The organism is Billgrantia saliphila, assembly GCF_002930105.1.
GTDB lineage: Bacteria > Pseudomonadota > Gammaproteobacteria > Pseudomonadales > Halomonadaceae > Halomonas > Halomonas saliphila.
In genome coordinates, this window is record NZ_PJRN01000002.1 from 148,514 (window position 1) to 174,321 (window position 25,808).

Annotated in this window: 21 protein-coding genes; 10 read left to right on the forward strand and 11 right to left on the reverse strand. The window is 66.1% G+C overall.

What is annotated here, in order from left to right; translation table 11 throughout:
- Nucleotides 1-410 precede the first annotated feature (410 nt).
- The 9 genes from CYJ07_RS02820 to CYJ07_RS02860 form a co-directional block, all read right to left on the reverse strand.
- Entirely contained in the window at nucleotides 411-1,562 is a 1,152-nt protein-coding gene (locus CYJ07_RS02820) for a ProQ/FINO family protein (protein ID WP_231489513.1), read from the reverse strand.
- A 130-nt stretch (nucleotides 1,563-1,692) separates the two neighbouring features.
- Nucleotides 1,693-2,217 (reverse strand): dihydrofolate reductase, encoded by a 525-nt coding sequence (locus CYJ07_RS02825; RefSeq protein WP_104202156.1) that lies wholly within the window; start codon nucleotides 2,215-2,217, stop codon nucleotides 1,693-1,695.
- Nucleotides 2,214-3,053, reverse strand: coding sequence for a thymidylate synthase (locus CYJ07_RS02830; RefSeq protein ID WP_104202157.1), 840 nt, complete (start codon nucleotides 3,051-3,053; stop codon nucleotides 2,214-2,216). Before CYJ07_RS02830 ends, CYJ07_RS02825 begins: the two co-directional genes overlap by 4 nt.
- A gap of 78 nt (nucleotides 3,054-3,131) precedes the next feature.
- Nucleotides 3,132-3,929: a prolipoprotein diacylglyceryl transferase gene (gene lgt, locus CYJ07_RS02835; RefSeq protein WP_104202158.1), complete on the reverse strand. Its 798-nt coding sequence runs from the start codon at nucleotides 3,927-3,929 to the stop codon at nucleotides 3,132-3,134.
- Between the two features lie 7 nt (nucleotides 3,930-3,936).
- Complete coding sequence (locus CYJ07_RS02840; protein WP_104202159.1) at nucleotides 3,937-4,731, reverse strand: sulfite exporter TauE/SafE family protein; 795 nt, start codon at nucleotides 4,729-4,731, stop codon at nucleotides 3,937-3,939.
- A complete protein-coding gene (locus CYJ07_RS02845; protein WP_197038240.1) occupies nucleotides 4,728-6,134 on the reverse strand; it encodes a response regulator in 1,407 nt (468 codons plus the stop codon). The genes CYJ07_RS02840 and CYJ07_RS02845 overlap by 4 nt, the downstream gene beginning before the upstream one ends.
- A 34-nt stretch (nucleotides 6,135-6,168) precedes the next feature.
- Entirely contained in the window at nucleotides 6,169-6,969 is an 801-nt protein-coding gene (locus tag CYJ07_RS02850) for an NRDE family protein (RefSeq protein WP_104202161.1), read from the reverse strand.
- A gap of 6 nt (nucleotides 6,970-6,975) precedes the next feature.
- Entirely contained in the window at nucleotides 6,976-9,237 is a 2,262-nt protein-coding gene (gene ptsP, locus CYJ07_RS02855) for a phosphoenolpyruvate--protein phosphotransferase (protein ID WP_104202343.1), read from the reverse strand.
- A 125-nt stretch (nucleotides 9,238-9,362) separates the two neighbouring features.
- Entirely contained in the window at nucleotides 9,363-9,854 is a 492-nt protein-coding gene (locus CYJ07_RS02860) for an RNA pyrophosphohydrolase (protein WP_104202162.1), read from the reverse strand.
- Between the two features lie 206 nt (nucleotides 9,855-10,060).
- Between CYJ07_RS02860 and CYJ07_RS02865 the strand changes: the two genes are divergently transcribed.
- Complete coding sequence (locus tag CYJ07_RS02865; RefSeq protein ID WP_104202163.1) at nucleotides 10,061-10,717, forward strand: histidinol-phosphatase; 657 nt, start codon at nucleotides 10,061-10,063, stop codon at nucleotides 10,715-10,717.
- A gap of 240 nt (nucleotides 10,718-10,957) precedes the next feature.
- On the opposite strand, the gene CYJ07_RS02870 is transcribed toward CYJ07_RS02865, so the two are convergent.
- Nucleotides 10,958-11,932 (reverse strand): malate dehydrogenase, encoded by a 975-nt coding sequence (locus tag CYJ07_RS02870; RefSeq protein WP_104202164.1) that lies wholly within the window; start codon nucleotides 11,930-11,932, stop codon nucleotides 10,958-10,960.
- 253 nt (nucleotides 11,933-12,185) lie between these two features.
- Between CYJ07_RS02870 and CYJ07_RS02875 the strand changes: the two genes are divergently transcribed.
- Both CYJ07_RS02875 and CYJ07_RS02880 read left to right on the forward strand, forming a co-directional pair.
- The gene (locus tag CYJ07_RS02875) at nucleotides 12,186-13,292 is read left to right on the forward strand and encodes an efflux RND transporter periplasmic adaptor subunit (RefSeq protein WP_104202165.1); all 1,107 of its coding nucleotides are present in this window, start codon (nucleotides 12,186-12,188) and stop codon (nucleotides 13,290-13,292) included.
- Between the two features lies 1 nt (nucleotide 13,293).
- A complete protein-coding gene (locus CYJ07_RS02880) occupies nucleotides 13,294-16,377 on the forward strand; it encodes an efflux RND transporter permease subunit (RefSeq protein ID WP_104202166.1) in 3,084 nt (1,027 codons plus the stop codon).
- 121 nt (nucleotides 16,378-16,498) lie between these two features.
- Here the strand turns inward: CYJ07_RS02880 and rsd are convergent, their stop codons facing one another.
- Nucleotides 16,499-16,990 (reverse strand): sigma D regulator, encoded by a 492-nt coding sequence (rsd, locus tag CYJ07_RS02885; RefSeq protein WP_104202167.1) that lies wholly within the window; start codon nucleotides 16,988-16,990, stop codon nucleotides 16,499-16,501.
- A 401-nt stretch (nucleotides 16,991-17,391) separates the two neighbouring features.
- On the opposite strand from rsd, the gene CYJ07_RS02890 reads away from it, so the two are divergent.
- The 7 genes from CYJ07_RS02890 to CYJ07_RS02920 all read left to right on the forward strand — a co-directional run bounded on the left by CYJ07_RS02890 (nucleotide 17,392) and on the right by CYJ07_RS02920 (nucleotide 25,790).
- The gene (locus CYJ07_RS02890) at nucleotides 17,392-19,677 is read left to right on the forward strand and encodes a bifunctional salicylyl-CoA 5-hydroxylase/oxidoreductase (protein ID WP_104202168.1); all 2,286 of its coding nucleotides are present in this window, start codon (nucleotides 17,392-17,394) and stop codon (nucleotides 19,675-19,677) included.
- Nucleotides 19,674-20,432, forward strand: a complete 759-nt coding sequence (locus tag CYJ07_RS02895; RefSeq protein ID WP_231489514.1) for an SDR family NAD(P)-dependent oxidoreductase — start codon at nucleotides 19,674-19,676, stop codon at nucleotides 20,430-20,432. Before CYJ07_RS02890 ends, CYJ07_RS02895 begins: the two co-directional genes overlap by 4 nt.
- The gene (locus CYJ07_RS02900) at nucleotides 20,429-20,899 is read left to right on the forward strand and encodes a MarR family winged helix-turn-helix transcriptional regulator (RefSeq protein ID WP_104202170.1); all 471 of its coding nucleotides are present in this window, start codon (nucleotides 20,429-20,431) and stop codon (nucleotides 20,897-20,899) included. The genes CYJ07_RS02895 and CYJ07_RS02900 overlap by 4 nt, the downstream gene beginning before the upstream one ends.
- Nucleotides 20,896-21,705, forward strand: coding sequence for an enoyl-CoA hydratase family protein (locus tag CYJ07_RS02905; RefSeq protein WP_104202171.1), 810 nt, complete (start codon nucleotides 20,896-20,898; stop codon nucleotides 21,703-21,705). Before CYJ07_RS02900 ends, CYJ07_RS02905 begins: the two co-directional genes overlap by 4 nt.
- Before the next feature lie 20 nt (nucleotides 21,706-21,725).
- Nucleotides 21,726-22,856: an acyl-CoA dehydrogenase family protein gene (locus tag CYJ07_RS02910; RefSeq protein WP_104202172.1), complete on the forward strand. Its 1,131-nt coding sequence runs from the start codon at nucleotides 21,726-21,728 to the stop codon at nucleotides 22,854-22,856.
- An 84-nt stretch (nucleotides 22,857-22,940) separates the two neighbouring features.
- A complete protein-coding gene (locus CYJ07_RS02915) occupies nucleotides 22,941-24,578 on the forward strand; it encodes a benzoate-CoA ligase family protein (protein ID WP_104202173.1) in 1,638 nt (545 codons plus the stop codon).
- A gap of 66 nt (nucleotides 24,579-24,644) precedes the next feature.
- Nucleotides 24,645-25,790 carry an ABC transporter substrate-binding protein gene (locus CYJ07_RS02920; RefSeq protein WP_104202174.1) on the forward strand — a complete coding sequence of 382 codons (1,146 nt, stop codon included), beginning with the start codon at nucleotides 24,645-24,647 and terminating at the stop codon, nucleotides 25,788-25,790.
- Nucleotides 25,791-25,808: the final 18 nt, after the last annotated feature.

A 25,808-nucleotide genomic window follows, 5' to 3' on the forward strand; every position in this document is an offset into this window, starting at 1 on the left:
CGATCGGTGCAGGTAGCTTGCCGGGCATGGGTCCCGCCGTGCTTGGCTGGGTTCCTTCTCAGGAAGCGCCTGGGCCGGTCATGACCGCAGCGAAGCCTTGTTATAGTCCAATGCTCGCAGGTAGAACTCTATACCGGGAAAAATGGGAACGCAATAAGAAAAAACACTGTTTTCCTTCGAGCCCCACTTCCCCTGCGGAACTTTACCCTGCTTTTGCGGTCGCGGGCTTTCCCGCCTCGTGACCGCCTGCCGCAGGCGGCATACAGCAGCTTGCCTGGCAGCGATGAGCCCGCACATGATGCCCCGCTGATACAAGGCTGGCAAGCATGGGCGATTCCACGCTTTTCGCTGCTTCCAAATCAAATAGTTAGGTAAACCCAAGGATAAAGGGTCATCGCGCTCGCGCGTCTTCAGTGCCCTTTCGCCCCGCCGTTGTGCTTGGCCAGCAGCGCCGAGAGCTTGGCTTCCATGCGCTCCTTGGGATTCGTCGGTTCAGCGGAAAAGATGGGCTGGCCCTCCGCGGCGCTCGCTCGGCGCGACTCGGGCGCGGCGTTGTCTGGCGCCTTCGCCTGGGCGCGCCGCGAATTTTCTTCACGCCGTTTGGTTTTGCCCTGCCGAACGGCCCTATCCTCTTTCTGACCCTTGTGATCCTGGCCCTTGTGCGGGTTCGCCCGTCGCGGGGAGTCTCCTGCCGCACCGCTGCGGCGACGGCGTTCGACCTGTAGGCGCTCCAGCTTACGCTTTGCATGCTCGGCCGCCTGGGTGTCGACCTCGCCAGCGGGCTTGCCTTCCAGGTCGATGCGCTCGGCGCCCTCGCGTACGGCCTTAAGGTAGCGCGGCAGGTTTACGTAGCCCGCCAGTGCCCGACGCACCAGCTTCTCGGGCCAGGGCTCGCGCTCGGCCAGGTCCTGGTGAATGCCCACCTTGAGGGGACGGGTATGCCCCTTGAAGAACGTCGCGGGATAGCGCTGATACCACTGCGCCAGAAGCGCATCGGCGGAGGGCGCCTGCTCGATGGCGAGCGCCCCCTGGCGCTCGGTGTCGGCTTGGGCGGCCTTGTCCGTCGCGGCCGGCTCCGCGGTAGTCGGACGCCAGAGGGAAGCGGAAGCAGATGACGGTGCTGATGCTGGTGCTGGTGTTGGTGTTGGTGCCACAGCTTCGGCATCGTCCCGGATTGCGGCATCGTTGCCGCCACTCTCTTCTGCAGGACGCGCTTCCGCAGCAGGGCGCGGCGGCTCCTCCCGCGTGCGCCCCATCAGCGCGGCGAGCCCTTGGGCCCGACGCGTCGGGCCGGGAAAGGTCGGGGCCGGCTCGCCTTTGCGCAGCCGTTCGCGCAGCCGTCTGTTGTCTTCCTCGAGCTCGCGGTTCTGCTCGTCGAGCTCGCGGTTCTCTTCCATCAGTTCGAGCCGCGCCGCTTCCAGCTCCTGGCGCGCCGCTTCGGATTCGGCGAGCCGGGTCTCCAACTCCTGCAGTCTGGCGCGACAGTGGCGCAGCTCGTCGAGGGCGCTTTCGGCGCGCGCCTCGAGGGCACTGAACAGGTGGGGTGAGGGTTCTTTGATCAAACCGGCATCCTCCTAGGAAAACAACGCTTCCCTGCGAGCTCACGCGAACGGCGACAGCGATAGGCAGCAGTGGCGCATCCTTGATCCAGCAAGTGTGTGCCAGAAGCGAGACGCTGACAAACCATCCGACTCAATCCAGCCGACGGCGGTACTCGACGAAGCTGTAGTTCGGCTGCCCTTCCGCCGGCGAACCGGGCATCCGCTGCACCTCCTCCCATTCCCGCTCGTCCAGCTCGGGGAAGCGAGCGTCGCCCTGCACCTCGACATCCACCTCCGTCAGATAGATGCGACTGGCATGGGGCAGCGCCTGGGCATAGATCTGGCCGCCGCCCATCACCATGATCTCATCACAGGCATCGATGGTGGCCTGCTGGTCGGCCAGGAACAGCGCCGATTCGAGATCGTGACAGACCCGCACGCCCTCGTGGTGAAAGCCAGTGTCGCGCGTTATCACGATATTGAGCCGACCGGGCAGCGGCCGGCCGATCGAGGCGAACGTCTTGCGTCCCATGACCAGCGGCTTGGCCTGGGTCATGCGCTTGAAGAACTTGAGATCTTCGGGCAGGTACCAAGGTAGCTTGTTGTCGATGCCGATCACGCCGTTGCGCGCCACCGCGGCGATCATGGCCACCGGCACCAGGGTCTCGTCTCTCATACCGCAACCTCGGCCTTGATATGGGGATGGGGGTCGTAGCCTTCGATGGCGATGTGCTCGAAGCGAAAGTCGAACAGGTCGTCGATAGACGGGTCGAGCACCAACCGTGGCGCAGGACGCGGCGTGCGAGTCAGCTGCAGTTCGGCCTGCTCCAGGTGGTTGAGATAGAGGTGCGCATCGCCCAGGGTATGCACGAAGTCGCCGGGCTCGAGCCCCGAGACCTGGGCGACCATTTGGGTCAGCAGCGCATAGCTGGCGATATTGAACGGCACGCCGAGGAAGATGTCCGCGCTGCGCTGATAGAGCTGGCAGGAGAGTCGTCCCTCGGCGACATAGAACTGAAACAGGCAGTGGCACGGTGGCAGCGCCATCTCATCGACCAGCGCCGGGTTCCAGGCCGACACGATCAGCCGCCGGGAGCGCGGGTTGGTGCGGATCTGCTCGAGCAGCTTGGCTATCTGATCGACGTGACCGCCGCGCGGGTCGGGCCAGCTGCGCCACTGGGCGCCGTAGACCGGGCCGAGATCGCCGTTCTCGTCGGCCCACTCGTTCCAGATGCTGACGCCGTTCTCCTTGAGGTAGGCAATGTTGGTATCGCCGCGCAGAAACCACAGCAGCTCGTGGATGATCGAGCGCAGATGCAGCTTCTTGGTGGTTACCAGCGGAAAGCCCCGCGAGAGATCGAAGCGCATCTGATGGCCGAAGAGGGAGCGGGTGCCGACCCCGGTGCGATCGGCCCGCTCTACGCCTTGCTCTAGCACCAGATGCATAAGGTCCAGATAGGGCTGCTCGAGAGCGGGTTGCTCGAGCACGGGCCGGGCGTTGACGTCAGGCATGGTTGGCGAACTCTGCAAATGGTCGATAGGAACGAGAGTCTACCTCTCCCGTCCTCCGCTTCCTATTCCAGCTCCGTTTCACTCGGTGACCCCCACAGCATCCACCGGCTTGCGGCGCGACCACAGGATCAGTAGCACCCCGAAGGCGATCATCGGCAGGGTCAGCAGCATGCCCATGGTGAACCAGCCGAAGGCGAGATAGCCGATATGGGCATCCGGCAGGCGGAAGAATTCGACCATGAAGCGAAACACGCCATAGAGCAGCAGGAACAGGCCGGAGACCAGGCCACGCCGACGCGGCTTGGCCGACACCCACCACAAGATGACGAACAGCACCAGGCCCTCGAGCAGCGCCTCGTAGAGCGACGTCGGATGCCGCGGCTCCGGCCCCATGCCGGGAAACGGCATGCCCCAGGGGAGATCGGTCGTCCGCCCCGGCAGTTCGCGATTGATGAAATTGCCGATGCGTCCCGCGCCAAGGCCGATCGGTACCATCGGAGCGATGAAGTCGGTCAGGGTGAAGAACGCCAGGCGTTTCCTGCGGGCGAACCAGAGCACGGCTAGCAGAACCCCGATCAGACCGCCATGGAAGCTCATGCCACCGTCCCAGACGCGAAATACCCATAGCGGATCGGCCAGCCACTGTCCCATGCCATAGAACAGGGCGTAACCCAGCCGACCGCCGATCACCACGCCGAGGGCGGTATAGAACAGCAGGTCGCCGATGTCGTCGTGGGTCAAGCCGATGCGTGCGGCGCGCCTGCGCCCCAGCCACCAGGCGCCGGCGAAGCCGATGACGTACATCAAACCGTACCAATGGACCTGGAACGGCCCCAGCGAGATGGCGACGGGATCGATATCGGGATAGTCGAGCATGGTTACCTCAGAACAGGAATGTCAGGCCCACGAGCAGCAGCAGGCCGGCAAAGGAGAGTCGCAATACGCGGGCGGGAAGCGAATGGGCCAGCCGTGCGCCGATCCGCGCGCAGGGTACGCTGGCCATGACGATTCCCAGGAAGGCGGGCCACATTACGAAACCGGTCGCCCCCGCAGGCAGCCGCGGATCGTTCCACCCGACCGCAATGAAGGTTACCGCACCGAACAGGGCGATGGGCATGCCGCAGGCCGCCGCGGTGCCCACCGCCTGGGCCATGGAGGCACCGCAGCGTGAGAGCCAGGGCACGCACAGGGTACCGCCGCCGATACCGAACAGCGCGGAGACACCGCCGATCACACTGCCGGCCACGCCCATCACCGGCCGGCTCGGCATTCGACGCCCCAGCCTGGGGCCAAAGCCCATGGCCATTCTCGACGCCATCAGAATGACGAAGATGCCGAACAAGGTCCCCAGCAGGCCGCCGGAGAGCGCACCGGCTACGAAAACGCCGGCCACCGCCCCCAGCATGAGTCCGGGCAGCAATGCCAGGAAGGCGTCACGCTGAACGCTGCCTCGCTGATAGTGCGCCCAGGCCGAGGAGCCTCCGGTGATCACGATGGTGGCCAGCGACGTGCCAATGGCCAGGTGCATGGCGATGCCGGCGTCGACGCCCTGCAGGCCGAAGGCGAAGACCAGCGCCGGGACGATGACAAGCCCTCCGCCGACGCCGAACAGGCCCGCCATCAGGCCGGCAACCGCTCCCAGGGCAAGATAGCCTAGCAGTGTCAAAGCCAGGGTCATGACGTGAAGGTTTCCTCGAAGGCGTCGGGTCGCCAGCGCCGGAGCAGATCGAGCAGTGCGCGTGGGCCATAGGGCTTGGCCAGATAGTCGTCCATGCCGGCCTCCTGAAAGCGCCGGCGATCGCTCTCCGTGGCGTTGGCCGTCAGCGCGACCAGCACGCTGCGCCGGCGCTCCGTCATCTGCGCCTCCTGCTCGCGCCAGCGCCGGGCCGCCTCCACGCCATCCATGTCGGGCATGAAGATGTCCATCAATACCAGGTCGTAGGCCTGCCGCTGCTGACGCTCCAGCGCCTCCTGGCCGCCGGAGACGCTGTCGACCCGAAACCCACGCCCTTCCAGCACCTGGCGGGCGAGCATGCGATTGACGGGCCCGTCATCGACCACCAGCACTCTCAATGGCGCCTTCCGCTCCAGGCGAGGGGCTCCTTCGAGCTGGGTTTCATCCGCTGCATCGGGGTCGCGTTCGCCCCGCCCGTCACCGGCCAGGCTGCTGACCAGCAGCATCACATCCGCCATGCGCTCGCGCAGCTCGGCGAGATGGCGGGGGTCGTCACGCTCCGGCACCTTCTCCATCTCTCGCCCGAGATCGGTCAGCAGCGGCTCGAGCTCGCGCTGCAGCAAGGTCAGGTAATGCGACTTGAGTCGCGAGTCCTCGCGCGCGCGCTCCCGCGCAGCCACCAGATTGCCCAGGTGCGGCGTTCGCTCCTGATGAAAGAGCAACAGCTGGTAAGGCGACGCATCCAGGCATTCCATCTGCAGCGGCCGCCAGCGCCCTTCGGCATCCAGCATGCGTACTTCGGTCGGTCTGTCGCCGCTCTCCTCGTCTCTCTTCATGCGCGTCGAGAGATCCTGGCCCCTCAAGGACTCGGGACTGTCCCCGAGCAACTGCTCCATGGCCACATTGGTGCCGATGACGCGGCCATGGTAGAGCAGCAGCGCCGGTCGCGGACTCGCCACCAGCAACTCTTCAAGATTCGGTATCCGTGTCAAGCGCACCTGCAGCTCGGCCAAGCGCTCCTGCAAGCGCTCCAGGCGTCTAGGCAGGACGTCCTCCCTGGCTTCGCCCTGCTCGGGCGCACCTAGCCAATGGGGCAGCCCCCGTTCGGTCTCGCCCAACAGCCGCTCGATGCGGCTCAGGCGAGCGGTCATCTGGGCTTCGTAATCGCGTATGCGGTAGCGCAACTGCAGCAGGAAGGCGGTAGTGGTCAGCGTCGTGCCGATCAGTAGGGCCAGCAATAGCCATCCCGACTCAGCCCAGGACGTGGGGTCGGGGGTAGCCAGCCACAGCACCAACCCCACCACCAAGCACAGCAACACGAGTGCGGCCTGAGCCAACAGCAGCGGCCAGAGCAGCGGCCATACGAGAAACGACCAGAAGCGGTCCTTGCGCGTTGCGACGGGCATTCTCATCCTTATGCCATGCGACGATGCCGTGAGTTTACGCCGCCGGGCCTCGGCTGTCATGGCGGTGCAGCAATGCCACGCGCTCGCGATGCGTTCCCTGCGGATGCCCGTAGGGACCGTAACGCCGCTCCTCCAGCTCGATGACGCCGGCTTCGCCATGCCATGTCAACCAAGTGGTGGCGCGCGTCCCGTACTGTTCGCCGACAATGAAGGGTGCCGACAGCAGCCGCTCCAGCTCCAACCCCACTCCTGTATCGGGCAGGTGGGCGTCGTCCGCCGGGGTGTCGTCGTTCATCGCGATGAGGGCATCGTCCGGCCACTTTCGGCGCAGCGCGGTCAACAGCCCCTGGCGCGCGGCAATCAACTTGGGCCACGGCGTGTCCAGGCTGGCATTGGAGAGTCCATGCACGCCGGGCGCGACCCGCGTGAGCACCAGGCGTTCGCGTCCCCGATGCAGATGCCAGAGCCGTTCGCCGTCGCCGGCCAGCAGATTGAAGCCGGCGTATTTCCACCCGTCCCCCGCGGCCAGGGCCTCCATCCAGGCGCCCAGGTCGTCGCACTCGAGCGCCCGTTTCACCAACAGACCGCGACTCGGCGCATCGGCCGATACTCTGAGCGACGGGTCGCGCACGTTGGTCACCGCCGCCAGTCGCCCGCGACGATGCACGGCCAGCCAGCTGCCGCCGGCCTCCAGGTCCCGCCCACCGACGATATCCGGGACTTCCTCCCAGGCGCCCAGTGGCGCTGTGGGGCGATGATGGAATTCGTCGCGGTTGGCCACCAGCCGCAGCGGCACGGGGCTTCCGGGGCGATGGTCGAAGGCGATCAGACACATGCGCAGTCAGTCCCGGGGCGGCAGCAGATGCGCCAGCTGCCATTCGCTAAGGCGCGCGAACAGATGGCTGCGCACGGCGGAAGGCGTGTTCAGAGCCAGCGTCTCGTCCACCAGTTCCCGCGCCGCGTGCAGCGACACCCGGCGAATGGCGGCGCGCACCCGCGGTAGGCTGGGGGCATTCATCGACAGCGAGTCGAATCCCATGCCCATCAGCAACAGAGCGCCTGCCGGGTCGCCGGCCAGTTCGCCGCAGACGCAGATGGGCCGTTTCAGCCGCGCCGACTCCTCGGCCAGCCGCGCCAGAGCGCCCAGCACCGCCGGATGGCAGGAATCGTAGAGGGCGGCGACACGGGGATTGTTGCGATCGACAGCGAGCAGATACTGGGTCAGATCGTTGCTGCCGACGGAGAAGAAGTCGACTCGCTCGGCCAGCGCATCGAGCTGGTAGAGAGTAGCGGGTACCTCGATCATCACGCCGACTCTGGGCCGCGTCGCCTCGATGCCCTCCTCGCCCAGCTCGCGGATGGCGCGGTCGAGCAGGCGCAGGGCGTCGTCGACCTCGTCGACGTTGGTCACCATTGGCAGCAGCACTTGCAGATTGTCGAGGCCGTGGGAGGCACGCAGCATGGCCCGCAGCTGTACCATCAACACCTCGGGATGATCCAGGGTGACGCGAATGCCGCGCCAGCCAAGGAAAGGATTGGCCTCCTCGATGGGGAAATAGGGCAAATCCTTGTCGCCGCCGATGTCGAGGGTACGCATGACCACCGGCAATGGGGCGAAGCTTTCCAGTTGATCGCGATAGAGTCGCGCCTGCTCCTGCTCGCCGGGAAAGCGCTCGGCGATCATGAACGGCACCTCGGTGCGGTACAGGCCCACGCCGCTGATGCGCTTTCTCAGCGATACGGTGGTATCGATGGCCAGGCCGGTATTGACCATCAGCGGCATCTCATGGCCGTCGGGCGTCTCGCTGGGCAGGTCCTGCTCGTGCTCGAGTACCTCGGTCAGCGCCTGTTCCTCTGCGATCAGGCTGCGATAGCGGTTCTTGAGCTCGTCCGAAGGACGCACGAAGAGCCGCCCACGATGGCCGTCGAGCACCACCTCGGCCCCGGAGAGACGGGGTAGCGGCAGGTCGACCATGCCTAGTACGGTGGGTATGCCCATGGCGCGGGCGACGATCGCCACGTGAGAGGTGCTGGAGCCGCGCGCCGACACCAGGCCGGCCAGGCGTTCGCGCGGCACCTCGCCCAGGGTGGCGACGCTGATCTCGTCACCCACCAGAATGGTGCTTTCGGGAAAGACGTCGGGTATCTGCGGCGTCTCCTCCTGCAGGTGAGCCAGCACTCGACGCCCGAGGTCACGCACATCGGCGGCCCGCTCACGCAGGTAGTCGTCGTCGACGCGTTCGAGGTACTGCACGTGGCGTCGCACCACGTCGGCCAGCGCGCCGGGCGCCCACTGTCCCTCGCGGATACGCTTCTCGACTTCCTGGGAGAGCGCCGCCTCGCTGAGCATCTGCTGATAAACCTCGAACAGCGCCAGCTCCTGGGCCGAGATTCGGTTGGCCAGGCGCTCGCCGGCGGCGCGAATCTCTTCGCGGACCCGCCCGATGGCCTCCTTCAGCCGCGCGATCTCGTGCTCGACATCGGTGGGGATCAGATCGGGCACGCTATTGAGGTCGGCCAGCGGCGCCACCACCACTACCTCGCCGATGGCCATACCGGGCGAGGCCGCCACTCCGTTGAATAGCGCCTGGCCGCCGGGCAGCGTGGGCCGAGTCAGGCTACCGGTGGCCAGCGCATGCGCCAACACCCCGGCGAGCTGAGCCCCCATGGTGATGAGGAAAGCTTCATCTTCCTCGTCGTAGCGGCGCTTTTCGCTCTGCTGCACGACCAGCACCCCGAGCATGCGGCGCTGGTGGATGATCGGCACGCCGAGGAAGCTGGAGTAGCGCTCTTCACCGGTGGACTCGAAATAGCGGAATCGAGGATGCGCGCGCGCATCCTCGAGATTGAGCGGCTCCTCGCGCTCGGCCACCAGGCCCACCAGGCCCTCGCCCACGCGCAGGCTCACGCGCCCCACGGCCTGGCTGTGCAGACCGATGGTTTCCATCAGCACCAGTTGCTCGATCTCCCGGTCATAGAGATAGAAGGAGCAGACATCGGTACGCATCGCCTTGCGGATTCGGCGCACCATGGTGGCCAGTGCCGCGTCGAGGTTGCGAGCCCCGTTGACTTCCTGAATGACCCGGCGCAACACCTCCAGCATCGGCGTCTTGCTTTCCATTATTATCGTCCCCCGCCTGGCTGAGGAAACTAGGCCTTGACCGTCACCGAAGGCAGACGGGTCATCGTCTTGGGGCTCTGCGTCGGCCCCGGTCGTACTGCATGGACTCAGCGCCCTTCCAGCGCCAGCCGCTGTGCCCTGGGCGACAGCTCGCTCAACGCACGGCGATAGACCTCGCGCTTGAAAGGCACCACCTGGCCCAGCGGATACCAGTAGCTGACCCAACGCCAGCTATCGAACTCGGGCTTGGCCGAACCGTCCATGCAGATGCGGTTCTCCTGGCAGCGGATGCGCAGCAGGAACCACTTCTGCTTCTGGCCGATACAGACCGGCCGAGAATTCATGCGTACCATACGTCGCGGCAGGCGATAGCGCAGCCAACCCCGGGTACAGGCGAGAAGTTCGACATCGGCGGCGGTCAGCCCGATCTCCTCTTCCAGCTCCCGGTACAGAGCCTGCTGTGGTGTTTCGGTCGACTTGATGCCTCCCTGGGGAAACTGCCACGCATTCTGTCCTACCCGACGCGCCCAAAGCAGCTGCCCCTGGGCGTTGGCGATGATAATGCCAACGTTGGGGCGAAAGCCGTCAGCGTCGATCACGGACGTCACCTTGTAAATTCGTCATTGCAGCCATTCTTCCACATTGCCGCGAATGGCATCAATACAACAAAGAGGCAGTGTCAAGCGTTGTCAGGCGGCACGGCACACACGACAGCGGGCTTAGCAGCGCGATCGTTGTCTGACATAATCGCGTGCTTTCACGAAACAGCGGTACTTCTTTACTCAACGTCTGCAAGGGGCACGCCGTGAGCCTGGCCATCTTCGACCTGGACAACACCCTGCTTTCCATCGATAGCGACCACGCCTGGGGCGAGTTTCTGCTCGAACAGGGGGCCGTGGAACCACAGGCCTACCGCGAGGCCAACGACCGCTTCATGGCCGACTATGAAGCGGGCACCCTTGACATTCACGCCTTTCTCGCCGTGGCGCTCAAGCCCCTTGCGGACAATACCCCCGAGCAGCTCGCGGCATGGCACCAGCAGTTCATGGCCAGCAAGGTCGAACCCAGCATCCTGCCCAAGGGCGAGGAACTGCTTGCACGTCACCGTAGCCGTGGGGACACCCTGCTGATCGTGACCGCCACCAACCGCTTCATCACCGCCCCCATCGCCCAACGCCTGGGGGTGGATCATCTGATCGCGGTCGAGCCGGAAGTGGTGGACGGGCGCTACACGGGCAAGATCAGCGGCACCCCGAGCTACCGGGAAGGCAAGGTGAAACGACTCGAGGCGTGGCTCGCCGACACGGATTTCACCCTCGATGACGCCTGGTTCTACAGCGACTCTCACAACGACCTGCCGCTGCTGGAGCAGGTCGAGAACCCGGTGGCGGTGGACCCCGACCCCATCCTGCGCGAGGAAGCCGAACGGCGCGGCTGGCGCATCATGAGCCTGCGCGGCTGACCGACTTCGCCGGTTCAGAGTCGTAGGAACTGCGCTTCGCGCCTGGAAGAGTAAAGGCGAAAGACAAGAAAACCCCGGAGGCCTGACACCTCCGGGGTTTTTCTCGCTGGCTATGCTATGAGCAAATAGCCGAGCGAAATGAAGCGCAAGGCGCGCGGCGCACAGGAACCCGAGCATATGGGGTATATGTGAGGGTTACGAGCACCGCGCAACACAGCGATTCACTCGCGCAGGCATTTGTCAGCCCAGCAAGTGCTCGACGGCAGCGCGCTCTTCGCGAAGCTCGTCTTCGGTAGCCTTCATCTTGGCGCGGCTGAATTCGTCGACTTCAAGACCCTGGACGATCTCGTAGTCGCCGTTCTTGCAGCGCACCGGGTAGGAATAGATGATGCCTTCGGCGATGCCGTAGCTACCGTCGGAGGGGATCGCCATGCTCACCACCTGATCGGTACCCAGCGCCCAGTCGCGCATGTGGTCGATGGCGGAAGATGCCGCGGAAGCCGCAGAAGAGGCCCCGCGCGCCTTGATGATGGCGGCACCGCGCTGTTGCACGGTGGGGATGAAGTCGTTCTCGTACCAATCGCGCTCGACCAGATCGAAGGCCGGAGTGCCGGCCACCTTGCAGTGAGCCAGGTCGGGGTACTGGGTGGCGCTGTGGTTGCCCCAGATGATCATGCTGTCCACGTCCGTGACGCGCTTGCCGGTCTTCTGGGCCAGCTGGGTCAGGGCGCGGTTGTGGTCCAGGCGGGTCATGGCAGTGAACTGGCGCGGATTGAGGTCCGGCGCGTTGCAGGAGGCGATCAGCGCGTTGGTGTTGGCCGGGTTGCCCACCACCAGTACGCGCACGTTGCGGCTGGCGTTGTCGTTGAGCGCCTTGCCCTGCACGGAGAAGATGGCGGCGTTGGCCTCGAGCAGATCCTTGCGCTCCATGCCCGGGCCGCGCGGACGGGCACCCACCAGCAGGGCGAAATCGACATCCTTGAAGGCGACATTGGGGTCGTCGGTGGCCACGATGTCCTGCACCAGCGGGAAGGCGCAATCGTTGACTTCCATCACGACGCCGTTGAGCGCGTCCATCGCCTGCGGGATCTCGAGCAGCTGGAGAATGACGGGCTGATCCGGGCCCAGCATGTCACCCGCCGCGATACGGAAGATAAGGGAGTAGCTGATCTGGCCGGCACCGCCGGTGATGGCAATACGTACGGGATCTTTCATCATTGCTCCTTCGATTAGGTCGCCGTGAGGATGAGCCTTGCGGATCCGCGTCCGCCCTGGCCGAAATCCGGACCGCCAAGATGTTATGCCTGCACCGCACAAAACTCAATCCGACCTCCGGCTAGGGAGGCGCGGGCCGTGGCCCGTGCGCCCTCGATGAGCATTGGCTGATGCGCAGCTCGACCTGAGGTATGCTGTGCCGACTCGCGCCTAATCGCCACCTCGTCGTCAATCGCACTCCAGGGAAGGTTGCATGCTGAGACGCCCCCCCATTTCCGTTCTGCTGGCCATTCTCGTGCTGGTAGCGCTGCTGCTGTGGCTGGCCCTCGGCGACATACAGCGTTTCCAGAGCGAACCTCCCGAGTCGTCCGCCGCGACGGAAGACACGCCGACGCGGGTCGAGTACCGGCAGAGCCGCGCCACACCGCATACGCCACGCCTGGTGGCCCAAGGCCAGCTGGAGGCGGTGCGCGAGGTAGAGCTGCGCACGCGCCATGCGGGACGCGTCGTCGAACTGCCGGTCAACCAGGGTGCCTCGGTGTCGGCTGGCGATCGCCTGCTGGCGCTGTCCCGCGATGCGCTGGAAGCCCAGCTCGAGCGGGCCGAGCAACAGCTCGAGCTGGCTCGGGCCGAGCTCGCCGGTGCCGCCGACCTGCGCCGGCGCGACCTGATCTCCCAACCGGAATACCTGCGCTTGCAGAGCAGCGTCAGCGTGGCCGCAGCGGAGCTGGCCGAGCTACGCCAGACACTCGACGAGACGCGTCCGAGCGCTCCCTTCGACGGTGTGCTCGACCGCCTCGACGTGGAGCTGGGCGAGGTGCTGCAGGTCGGCGAGGCCTACGGTCGCCTCGTCGACGACCGTCGACTCGTCGCCAGCGCCTGGGTCGCCCAGCGCGATGTCCTGAAGCTGAGCCCCGGCCTGCCGGTCGAGGTGCGCCTGCTGGATGGGAGCCAATTGCCCGGCGAGCTGACCCATGTCGCCAGCCGTGCCGACGACGCCACCCGCTCCTTCCACATCGAAGCCGAGCTCGACAACCCGGAGCGGCGGCGCCTGGCCGGCGCCAGCGCCACTTTGTCGATCGTCCTGCCCGAGCGAGAGGTGCACCGCTTTTCTCCGGCCCTGCTGGAACTCGACGACCAGGGCCAACTGAGGGTCAAGCACCTCGACGACGACAGCCGCGTGGTCAGTACCGCCGTCGAACTGGTGGAAGCCGATGCCAGCGAGGTCAGCGTCGTGGGGCTGCCCGAGACGATCCGTCTGATCACGCTGGGCGGCGGTTTCGTCGCGCCCGGCGAACGTGTCACCGCCGTCACCGCCGATCAGATCGACGAGAACCCTCTTACCCAGGAGCTGCCCTGACATGCGCACGCTGATCGAGGCCGCCCTGGATCGTTCGCGCACGACCCTGCTGCTGCTGGTCACGTTGCTGTTGGCTGGTCTCGCCGCCTGGCAGGCGGTACCCAAGGAGGCCAACCCCGATATCGCGATTCCCATGATCTACGTCTCGCTGACGCTGGAGGGCGTGAGCCCCGAGGACGGCGAGCGGCTGCTGGTGCGCCCCATGGAACAGGAGCTGCGCACCATCGAGGGGGTGCGCAAGATGACCGCGCAGTCCAGCCAGGGTTATGCCGCCGTCACCCTGGAGTTCGATGCCGGCTTCGATCCGCGTCGGGCGCTGGCCGACGTGCGCGAGCGAGTCGACATCGCCAACGCCGAGCTGCCTGAGGAAGCCGACGAACCGCGGGTCATGGAGGTCAACGTGGGGCTCTTCCCGGTCCTGACGCTGGGCATCTCCGGGCCGATCGAGGAGCGCCAGCAGTTGGCCATCGCCCGCCGCCTGCAAGATGCCATCGAAGGTATCCCGGAAGTACTCGAGGTGGAGATCGGCGGCGAGCGCGAGGAACTGATGGAGATCGTTCTCGACCCGCTGGTGCTCGACAGCTACGGCGTCGACTTCGACCAGCTGTTCAACCTGGTCACCCGCAACAACCGGCTGGTCGCCGCCGGCAGCCTCGATACCGGGGCGGGGCGCGCGCCGGTCAAGGTGCCGGGGGTGATCGAGACCCTCGAAGACGTCATGAACATGCCGGTCAAGGTCGACGGCGACCGGGTCGTGACCTTCGCCGACGTGGCCTGGATCCGCCCCACCTTCAAGGATCCCCAGGGCTATGCCCGCATCGATAACGAGCCCGCTCTGGTACTGGAAATCGCCAAGCGCGCCGGCGCCAACCTGATCGCCACCATCGAGAGCGTGCACGACATCCTCGCCGAGGCCGCCCCGCTGCTGCCCGAGGAACTGACGGTCACCACCATCATGGATCAATCGGTAACCGTCGAGCAGATGCTCTCGGAGCTGCTCAACAACGTGCTCACCGCGGTGGCACTGGTGCTGATCGTGATCCTCGCCGCCATGGGGCTGCGCTCGGCGCTGATGGTGGGCCTGACCATACCCGGCGCCTTTCTCACCGGCATCCTGTTGATCTGGGCGGTGGGCTACACCCTCAACATCGTGGTGCTGTTCGCCCTGATCCTGGTCGCCGGCATGCTGGTGGACGGTGCCATCGTGGTCAGCGAGCTGGCCGACCGCCACCTGCGCGAAGGCCAGGCGCCGCGCGAGGCCTGGATCAACGCCGCCTCCCGCATGAGCTGGCCGGTCATCGCCGCCACCGCCACGACCCTCGCCGTGTTCTTCCCGCTGCTGTTCTGGCCGGGCGTGGTGGGCGAATTCATGAAATATCTCCCGGCCACGGTGATCCTCTGCCTGCTCGCCTCGCTGGCCATGGCGCTGATCTTCCTGCCCACCCTGGGTGGAGTGTTCAGCTCGCGCCGCACCAAGGCTCAGCATGGCGACGAATTGATCAGCGCCGGGGGGCGATGGTATCGCGCCGTGCTTGCCCGCCTGCTGGCTCGGCCAGGCATCACGTTGCTGTTCACCCTGCTGCTGATGGCCTTGATCTTCGTCGGCTACGGCCGCTTCAACCACGGCGTGGAATTCTTTCCCGAGGTGGAGCCCGACAATGCCCAGGTAGTGATCCGCGCCCGCGGCGACTACGCCACCGACGAGAAGGACGTCATCGTGCGCCGGGTCGAGGCGCGGCTGGCGGGCATGAGCGAAGTGCAGGCGCTCTACGCCCGCTCCTACGGCGCGCCCGACGAGCAGATCGGCAGCGATGTGATCGGCGTGGTGCAGTTCCAACTGATCGACTGGCAGCAGCGGCGTCCCGCGCGAGTCATCATGAACGAAATGGCCGAGCGTACCGCCGACCTGCCGGGGGTGGTGCTGGAGTTTCGCGAACAGGACCAGGGGCCCAGCGGCGGCAAGCCCATCGTTCTCGAGATCAGCGCCCGGGAAGCCTCCGAGGGCGAGGCCGCCGTCGAGGCCATTCGTCGCGAGATGGGGCGGCTCGGCGGCTTTCGCGACATCGAGGATAACCGCAGCCTGCCCGGCGTGGAGTGGCGGCTGAATGTGGATCGTGCCGCCGCTGCGCGCCTGGGAGCCGACGTCGCCGCGGTGGGCAGCGCCGTGCAGCTGATCACCAACGGCTTGCAGGTGGCCACCTACCGCCCCTCCTACGCCCGCGACGAAGTCGATATTCGCGTACGCCTGCCTGAGACCTGGCGCAGTCTCGATCAGCTGGATCGGCTGACCCTGAACACGCCGCGCGGCCAGGTACCCGTCTCGCATTTCGCCAGTCTGGAGCCGGCCCCGAGGGTAGGAACGCTGCATCGCATCGATGGCCAGCGCGCCATTACCCTGGAAGCGGACGTCGCCAGCGGTTATCAGCCCGACGAGCGCTTGCGGGCCCTGCTGGACGCCCTCGGCAGCCCGCCCGAGGGCGTCCAGGTCAACGTCGCCGGCGAGCAGGAGGATCAGGAACAAGCGAGCCGTTTCCTGGTCACCGCCTTCCTGGTGGCCATCGGGTTGATGCTGCTGATTCTCGTCACCCAGTTCAACAACCTCTACCAGTCGATGCTGGTGCTCTCGGCTATCGTCTTCTCCACCGCCGGCGTGCTGATGGGGCTGCTGGTCAACGGCCAGCCCTTCGGCATCGTCATGGTCGGCATGGGCATCATCGCCCTGGCCGGCATCGTGGTGAATAACAACATCGTACTGATCGACACCTACAACGAGCTGCGAAAGGCGGGACTCGCCCCGTACGACGCGGCGCTCGAGGCCGGGGGCCTGCGCCTGCGCCCGGTGCTGCTCACCGCCATCACCACGGTGCTCGGACTGATGCCGATGGTGCTCGAGATCAACGTCAACCTGTTCGCCCCCAGTCTCGGCATCGGCGCTCCCTCGACGCAGTGGTGGACGCAGCTCTCCAGCGCCATCGCCGGCGGGCTGACGTTCGCCACGGGACTGACGCTGCTGCTCACGCCCTGCATGCTGGTGCTGGGGCGTGGCAAGCGTCGTCATGCGGGCGTAGAACCAGCCGAGGCATAGCGAGCCCAGCCATGCGAGTCGGTCGGCCAGCCTCCAACGAAAACGCCCCGAGGTGACTCGGGGCGTTTTCGTTGGTTCTATCGTGCCAAGGCGGCCTCGCCACTCGTACCGGGAACCCGCTCTAACTGACGGAGGAAGTCTCGGTCCGCGGCGTGTGCGCCGCGTGCAGGCGGGCGATCAACTGGTCTTCCAGGGCGAAGCGCTCGGTCAGCCCCTTGGCCAGACGATCTAGCCAGGCAGGCAGGCGCGGCAGGAAGTGCTGGCAGCGAACCGGCGTGGAGTAGTCGGAGTCGAAGGCAAGCACCAGCTCGGTGGAAAGCTCGAGCCGCTCCAACAGCTTGGCGGCGATTTCGAGGGCATCGTGATCCTCGAAGGCCTGGGCCTCTTCACGCAGCTGTGGGTAGATCTCGAAGTGGCCCGCGCTGATGTAGTCCATCAACAGCTCGCTGAAACGATCGATCTGCGTCTTGCTGACCGCCTCGAGTTCGGTGTCGCAGGCTTCCTTGAGATCAACGAAGCTCACCAGCAGTTCACGGCGCTCATCGAGCCATCGGTCGATGAGCTGATGCACGCCTCCCCAGCGCTCTCGAGCGGTCTTGCACTGTTCCAGCATCTTGCGAGCCTCCTTCCCTTGTGAAGCCTGTCGATTTCGGCAGCTTGCCAAGCTCGAAACCACAGACTCACCCCTGCCAACGGTAGTGTCAATCCTTCCGAAGACGAAAAACGCAGGCAACCGAGGCACGACCGGTACGCTTCGCTGTGCTCCATTGCCAGCCGCTGGCGCTCAACTACGCTAACCCCGCCTGACGACTCAGCTTTTACCCTGTTGCCAGCCCGACCGGCCTGGCTCCGATCGTCGCAGCACAGGACCGTTGCGGCACATTTTTGTGCGCCCGGCGCGACGAAAGGTGGTAATTTCAAGAAAAGTTCAAGCTTGAAACTTTAAGCTTGAACTATTATCCGATCCGACCTAGGCTCGAGATAACGACAACGACAACGACACGGTTCCAAGCCATGAGGATTGCCTGTCTTGGCGGAGGCCCTGCGGGGCTCTACTTCGCCATCAGCATGAAACTGCACGACCCCGCCCATGAGGTCGTGGTGATCGAACGCAACCGGCCCGACGACACCTTCGGCTGGGGCGTGGTGCTCTCCGACGAAACGCTCGACAACCTGGCCGCCAACGACGCCGTGAGCGCCTCGCGCATCCGCGAGCATTTCGCCTACTGGGACGATATCGCGGTGATCCACAACGGTGTGCGGACGGTTTCCACCGGCCACGGCTTCTGCGGCATCGGCCGCCGCCAGCTATTGATACTGCTGCAGCAGCGCGCCCGCGAGCTCGGCGTCGAGATGCGCTTCGAGACCGACATCCCCGAGGCGGATATCGACGACCTGCGCCGCGAGTTCGACCTGGTGCTGGCTGCCGACGGGCTCAACTCGCGTGCCCGCCAGCGCTACGCCGAGCACTTCGAGCCCGATATCGAGGTGCGCGCCTGCAAGTTCGTCTGGCTCGGCACCCGGCAGACCTTCAACGACGCCTTCACTTTCATCTTCGAAAAGACCGAGCACGGCTGGGTGTGGGCTCACGCCTACCAGTTCGACGCGAACACCGCGACCTTCATCGTCGAATGCAGCGAGCCCACCTGGCGCGCCTTCGGTTTCGGCGAGATGAGCAAGGAAGAGTCGGTCGCCACCTGCGAGCGTATCTTCGCGCGCCATCTCGGCGGTCATGCGCTGATGAGCAATGCCAACCACATTCGCGGCTCGGCCTGGATCAATTTTCCGCGCGTGCTATGCGCGCGCTGGAGTCTCGGCAACATGGTGCTGATGGGTGACGCCGCCGCCACCGCCCACTTCTCCATCGGCTCGGGTACCAAGCTGGCGCTGGAGAGCGCCATCGCGCTCGCCGAGTACCTGCACAGCGAGCCCGACATGGCCGCCGCCTTCGCCCGCTACGAGGAGGAGCGCCGCACCGAGGTACTGCGTCTGCAGTCGGCGGCACGCAACTCCACCGAGTGGTTCGAGCAGGTGGAGCGCTATCTCGACCTCGACCCGGTGCAGTTCAACTATTCGCTGCTGACCCGCTCCCAGCGCATCAGTCACGAGAACCTTCGCCTGCGCGACCCCGACTGGCTGGAAAGTGCGGAGCGCTGGTTTCAGGCCCGCGCCGGCAACGAGGGCTCTCGTCGGGCACCGATGTTCGCCCCGTACAAACTGCGCGACATGACGCTGGCCAATCGGATCGTGGTCTCCCCCATGGCCCAGTACAAGGCGGTGGAGGGAAGGCCCACCGACTGGCATTTCGTGCATTACGCCGAGCGCGCCAAGGGCGGCGCCGGACTGATCTACACCGAAATGACCTGCGTCTCCCCCGAGGGGCGTATCACGCCGGGCTGCCCCGGCTTCTACGCCCCCGAGCACGAGGCGGCGTGGCAGCGGCTGTGCGATTTCGTCCACACCGAGACGTCGGCCAAGCTATGCGCCCAGATCGGTCACTCCGGCCCCAAGGGGTCGACCCAGCTCGGCTGGCAGGAGATGGACGCCCCGCTACCCGAAGGCAACTGGCCGATCATGGCGGCCTCCGCCGTGCCCTGGTCGACACGCAACCAGGTGCCGAAAGCGATGGACCGCAGCGACATGGACCGGGTACGCGACGAGTTCATCGCCGCCGCGCGCATGGCCGAGCGCGCCGGCTTCGATATGCTCGAGGTGCACGCCGCCCATGGCTACCTGCTGTCGTCGTTCATCACGCCGCTGACCAATCACCGCAACGACGAGTACGGCGGTTCGCTCGAGAACCGCATGCGCTATCCGCTGGAGGTAATCCGCGCGGTGCGCCAGGCGTGGCCCGCGCACAAGCCGCTCTCGGTGCGCATTTCGGCCAACGACTGGGTCGGCGACGAGGGCATCACCCCCGATGACGCGGTAGCGATTGCTCGTCTGCTTCAGGCCGCCGAGGTCGACATCGTCGACGTCTCCGCCGGGCAGACCTCGACCCGCGCCCGACCGATGTACGGCCGCATGTTCCAGACGCCCTTCTCGGATCGCATCCGCAACGAAACCGGCATGGCCACCATGGCGGTGGGCAACATCTACCAGGCCGACCACGTCAATTCGATTCTGATGGCCGGACGCGCCGACCTGGTGTGCCTGGCCCGGCCACACCTGGCCGATCCCTACTGGACGCTGCACGCCGCCGCCGGCCTCCAGGATGCCGAGTGCGACTGGCCGGCGCCCTACCGTGCCGGTCGCGACCAGCTTCAGCGCCTGGCCGAGCGCGGCGAGGGCTGGACATGAGCATGAGCAGAAACGCCACGATGCTGGGCAAGCGGGTCGTGATCACCGGCGGCGGCAGCGGCATCGGCGCCGATATGGCGCTGGCCTTCGCCGATGCCGGCGCCGATGTCGTCATCACCGGTCGTCGGGCCGAACCGCTCGAAGAGGTGGCCGCTCGCCACCCGTCGATCACCTACGCCGTCGCCGACGTCACCCAGGAAGACGACATGGTGTCGCTGTTCGATCACCTGGGTGGGGTCGATATCGTGATCGCCAATGCCGGGGCGGCGGAGAGCGCCCCGCTCTCGCGCACCGAACTCGACCAGTGGCAGCGCATGCTGGAAGTCAACCTGACCGGCGTGTTCCTGACCCTGCGCGAAGGGCTCAAGCACCTGCGCGATGGCGGCCGGCTGATCGCCGTGGCGTCGACCGCCGGGCTCAAGGGTTATGGCTATGTGGCCCCCTATTGCGCGGCCAAGCACGGCGTGGTGGGCCTGGTGCGCGCCCTGGCCCAGGAGACGGCGGGGCGCGATATCACCGTCAATGCCCTGTGTCCCGGCTTCACCGAGACCCCGCTGCTCGAGGCGAGCGTCGCTACCATCGTGGCCAAGACCGGCCAGACAGCGGAACAGGCCCGCGCCCACTTACAATCGACCAACCCCACGGGGCGCCTGATTCAACCCGCCGAGGTCACCGCCACGGCGCTGTGGCTTTGCGGTCCGCATAGCGGCGCCATCCACGGCCAGGCGATCTCGATCTCGGGAGGCGAGACATGACAGCCCCGCTGGCGGAACAGGGAACCCTGAGCAAGGAGCGCCTGCGCCTTTGGCTGCGCATGCTGCGGGTGACACGCCAGGTGGAGGCGGCACTGCGCGAGAAGCTGCGCGTGGAGTTCGATTTCACCCTGCCGCGCTTCGATGTCATGGCCGCGCTCTACCGTGACTGCGATGGGCTGAAGATGAACGAGCTTTCGAAGCGTCTGCGCGTCTCCAATGGCAACGTCACCGGCATCGTCGATCGCCTGGCCGACGACGGCCTGGTCGAGCGAATCGCCATCGAGGGCGACCGCCGCGCCACCCTGGTACGCCTGACCCCCGACGGGCGTGACGCCTTCACCACCATGGCGGTGGCCCACGAGCGCTGGGTCGATGCCCTGCTCGACGGGGTCAGCCCAGAGGATGCCCACCATATCGGCGAGCTGCTCCACCGCTTGCCGGCCGATACCGGAGTCCAACGATCATGAAGCTGGCAGCATTGACGCCCCGCCATTTCCAGTGGCGCATGGAGGGCGAGGTGGCGGTGATTCGCCTGGATCGCCCCGAGCGCAAGAACCCGCTCACCTTCGATAGCTACGCCGAGCTGCGCGATACCTTCCGCGACCTGGTCTACGCCGAGGACGTCAAGGCCGTGGTGTTCGCCTCCAACGGCGGCAACTTCTGCTCCGGCGGCGACGTCCACGAGATCATCGCCCCGCTGGTCGGGCGCGACATGAAGGGGCTGCTCGAGTTCACGCGCATGACTGGCGACCTCGTCAAGGCGATGATCCATTGCGGAAGACCGGTGATCAGTGCGGTCGACGGCGTCTGCGTCGGTGCCGGCGCCATCATCGCCATGGCCTCGGATATCCGCTTCGCCACACCCCAGGCGAGTACCGCCTTTCTCTTCACGAGGGTGGGGCTTGCCGGCTGCGACATGGGCGCCTGCGCCATGCTGCCGCGCATCATCGGCCAGGGCCGCGCCGCCGACCTGCTCTACAGCGGGCGCAGCATGAGCGCGGAAGAGGGCCATCAGTGGGGCTTCTACAACCGCCTGGTCGAAGCCGATGCGCTAGAGGCCGAGGCCATCGACTACGCCACCCGCCTGGCCCGCGGCCCGACCTTCGCTCACGGCATTACCAAGACCCAGCTCAACCAGGAGTGGTCGATGAGCCTGGAGCAGGCCATCGAGGCCGAGGCCCAGGCACAGGCAATCTGCATGCAGACCGGCGACTTCGAACGCGCCTACCGCGCCTTTGCCGCCAAGCAGAAGCCCCGATTCCAGGGGGACTGAGCGTCCAGGGAGACTTAGCAATGAGCGATACGAGTTTTCTCGACTGGCCCTTCCTCGAGGCGCGTCACCGCGACCTGGCCAAGCGCCTCGATGCGTGGTGCCAGCGCGAGCTGCCCCGCGACCACAGCGACGTCGATGCCACCTGCACCGCGCTGGTGCGCGACCTGGGCCGGGCGGGGTTTCTTGAGGGCACCGCGGGCGATGCCATCGATGTACGCAGCCTGTGCCTGATCCGCGAGACCCTGGCCCGCCACGACGGCCTGGCCGATTTCGCCTTCGCCATGCAGGGGCTGGGTACCGGCGCCATCAGCCTGTTCGGCACGGATGAGCAGAAGCAGTGGCTGGAAAGGACCCGCCGCGGCGAGGCGCTCTCGGCTTTCGCCCTGAGCGAGCCGCGCTCGGGTTCCGACGTGGCTCAGCTCGACACCGTGGCCGAGCGCCACGGCGACGACTACCGCCTCAACGGCGAGAAGACCTGGATCTCCAACGGCGGCATCGCCGATCTCTACACCGTTTTCGCCCGCACCGGCGAGGGGCCCGGCGCCAAGGGTCTCTCCTGCTTCCTGGTGCCCGCCGATACACCGGGGCTCGAGATCCGCGAGCGGTTGGAGACGATTTCACCGCATCCGCTGGCGCGGCTCGGCTTCGACGACATGCGCCTGCCGGCAAACGCCATGATCGGCCAGCCCGGCCAGGGGTTTCGCATCGCCATGTCAGTGCTCGATGTGTTCCGCTCCACCGTCGGCGCCGCCGCGCTGGGCTTCGCCCGCCGCGCGCTGGACGAATCCCTCGATCGCGCACGGAAACGGGAGCTGTTCGGGGCGAGCCTGGCCGACCTGCAGCTGGTGCAGGGGCACCTGGCCGAGATGGCGCTGGACGTGGATGCCGCCGCGCTGCTGGTCTATCGCGCCGCCTGGACCAAGGACATGGGGGCCGAGCGAGTCACCCGCGAGGCGGCCATGGCCAAGCTCTACGCCACCGACCGCGCCCAGGACGTGATCGACAAGGCGGTACAGCTGCACGGCGGCGACGGCGTGCGCAAGGGCCATATCGTCGAGAGCCTCTACCGTGAGATCCGCGCGTTGCGCATCTACGAAGGCGCCTCGGACGTGCAGAAGATCGTGATCGCCCGGAGCTGTCTCGCGACGTAAGAAGAACCTGACGACACGCCAGACCCGTATCCCCTTCGACGCCTCGGTGCGCCGAACAACAACAAAGAAGTACGGAGAATGGTCATGAACACACCGTCGGCCCAAGCCGATACCTTCGTCCGGGACAACCTGCCTCCCGCTGAAGAGTGGCCCGAGCTCAAGCTCGATGGCTTCGACTATCCCGAGCGCCTCAACGCCGCGGTGGAGCTTTGCGACCGCTGGGTCGAGCGCGGCCACGGCGAGCGCGTGGCACTGATCGGCAACGGGCGCCGGCGCAGCTACCGCGAGCTCGCCGAGTGGACCAACCGCCTGGCCCACGCGCTAGTGGACGACCTCGGCGTGCGTCCCGGCAACCGGGTGCTGATCCGCTCGGCCAACAATCCGGCCATGGTCGCCTGCTGGCTCGCCGCCACCAAGGCCGGTGCGGTGGTGGTCAATACCATGCCGATGCTGCGTGCCGGCGAGCTGGCCCAGATCGTCGACAAGGCGGAGATCGCGCTGGCCCTGTGCGATACCCGCCTGCTCGACGAGCTCGACGCCTGCGCCGCCGACAGCGCCTTCCTGAAGCGCGTGGTCGGCTTCGACGGCACGGCGAACCACGATGCCGAACTCGACCGCCTGGCGCTGGACAAGCCAACCCATTTCGAGGCGGTGGCCACCGCCCCCGACGACGTTGCGCTGCTCGGCTTCACTTCCGGCACCACCGGCATGCCCAAGGCGACCATGCACTTCCACCGCGACCTGCTGATCATCGCCGACGGCTATGCCCGCGAGGTACTGCAGGTAGGGCCGGACGATGTCTTCGTCGGTTCGCCGCCTCTGGCCTTCACCTTTGGCCTCGGAGGGCTGGCGATATTCCCGCTGCGCTTCGGCGCCAGCGCCGTGCTGCTGGAGAAGGCCACCCCACCCAGCATGCTCGACATCATTCGCGAGCATCGCGCCACCGTCGTCTTCACCGCGCCTACGGCCTACCGCACCATGCTCGCCTCACTGGGCAGCGATGAGGCGTTGGCCAGCCTGCGCGTGGCGGTGTCGGCCGGCGAGACGCTGCCGGCCCCGATCTATCACGACTGGATAGAGAAGACGGGCACACCCATCCTCGACGGCATCGGCGCCACCGAGATGCTGCATATCTTCATCTCCAACCGCCTCGACGACCACCGCCCCGCCTGCACAGGCAAACCGGTGGCAGGCTACGAGGCGAAGATTGTCGGTGGCGACATGCGCGAACTACCTCGTGGCGAGATCGGCCGGCTGGCGGTGCGCGGCCCCACCGGCTGCCGCTACCTGGCCGACGCACGCCAGCGGGGCTACGTGCAGCAGGGGTGGAACCTCACCGGCGACGCCTTCTATCAGGACGAAGAGGGCTACTTCCACTTCGCCGCACGCAACGACGATATGATCGTCTCATCCGGCTACAACATCGCCGGCCCCGAGGTGGAGGCTGCCCTGCTGGCCCACGAGGCGGTGGCCGAGTGCGCCGTGATCGGCGCACCGAATGGGGAGCGTGGGCAGATCGTGGAAGCCTTCGTGGTACTGTCTTCCGGTGTCGAGCCGGACGCGGCCTGCGTCGAGCAGCTGCAGGCGTTCGTCAAGCAGCGCATCGCCCCCTACAAGTATCCGCGCTCGATTCGCTTCGTCGAGACGCTGCCGAAAACCGCCACCGGCAAGGTGCAGCGGTTCCGGCTGCGTCAGACGTTCTACCCGGATGGCACTGCCTGACGGGCAGCGGAGGCGCCGGACGCCGCGCCGACAAACACAACAAACGAGAACGAAGAGGGTACCGCAATGAAAAAACTAGCCAGCGCTGGCCTCGGCCTGCTAATGACAGCCTCCATGATGACCGCGGCCCAGGCCGAAGAGGTCAAGATCGGCATGATCACCACCCTGTCGGGCGGCGGCTCGCACCTGGGCGTCGATGTGCGAGACGGCTTCATGCTCGCCATCGAACGGGCCGGCCGCGACGATATCGAGGTTCTGGTACAGGATGACGGCAACCGCCCCGACCTGGCGCGCAGCCTGGCCAACGAGTTCATGCAGCGCGACGAGGTCGACATCCTCACCGGCATCATCTTCTCGAACCTGGCCATGGCGGTAGTACCGGCCGCCGTGCGCCAGGGCACCTTCTATCTTTCGCCCAACGCCGGTCCCTCGGATCTCGCCGGGCGCATGTGCCACGAGAACTACTTCAACGTCGCCTACCAGAACGACAACCTGCACGGCGCCATGGGCGCCTACATGCGTGAGCAGGGTTTCGAGAAGCCGATCATCATGGCGCCGAACTACCCGGCCGGCACCGACGCCCTGGCCGGCTTCAAGCATCTCTACGAAGGTGAAGTGGTCGACGAGATCTATACCCAGATGGGCCAGACCGACTACGCCGCCGAGATCGCCCAGATACGCTCCAGCGATGCCGACAGCCTGTTCTTCTTCCTGCCCGGCGGCATGGGCATCTCGTTCATGAAGCAGTGGCAGAACTCCGGCGTCGACATGCCGGTCTTCGGCGCCGCCTTCTCCTTCGACGAGATCATCATCAAGGCGGTAGGCAGTGCCGCCATCGGGGCCATGAACACCTCGCTGTGGGCCTATGACCTGGACAACGAGGCCAATCACGCCTTCGTCGAGGCCTTCCGTGAAACCTACGGCCGAACCCCGACGCTCTATGCGGCCCAGGGCTACGATACCGCCAACCTGATCCTCAGCGCGCTGGAGAAGGCCCACCCGGACGACCAGGACGCTTTCCGCGAAGCGCTGCGCGAAGCCGACTTCGATTCGGTGCGCGGCGAGTTCCGTTTCGGCCCCAACCATCATCCGATTCAGGACATCTACGTGCGCGAAGTCGTCGAGGGCGACGATGGGGAACCCACCAATCGCCTGGTGGGCATCGCCGTCGAAGACATTCAGGACGTCTACCACACCCAGTGCGAGATGTGACCCGGCCAGGCCGGCCCT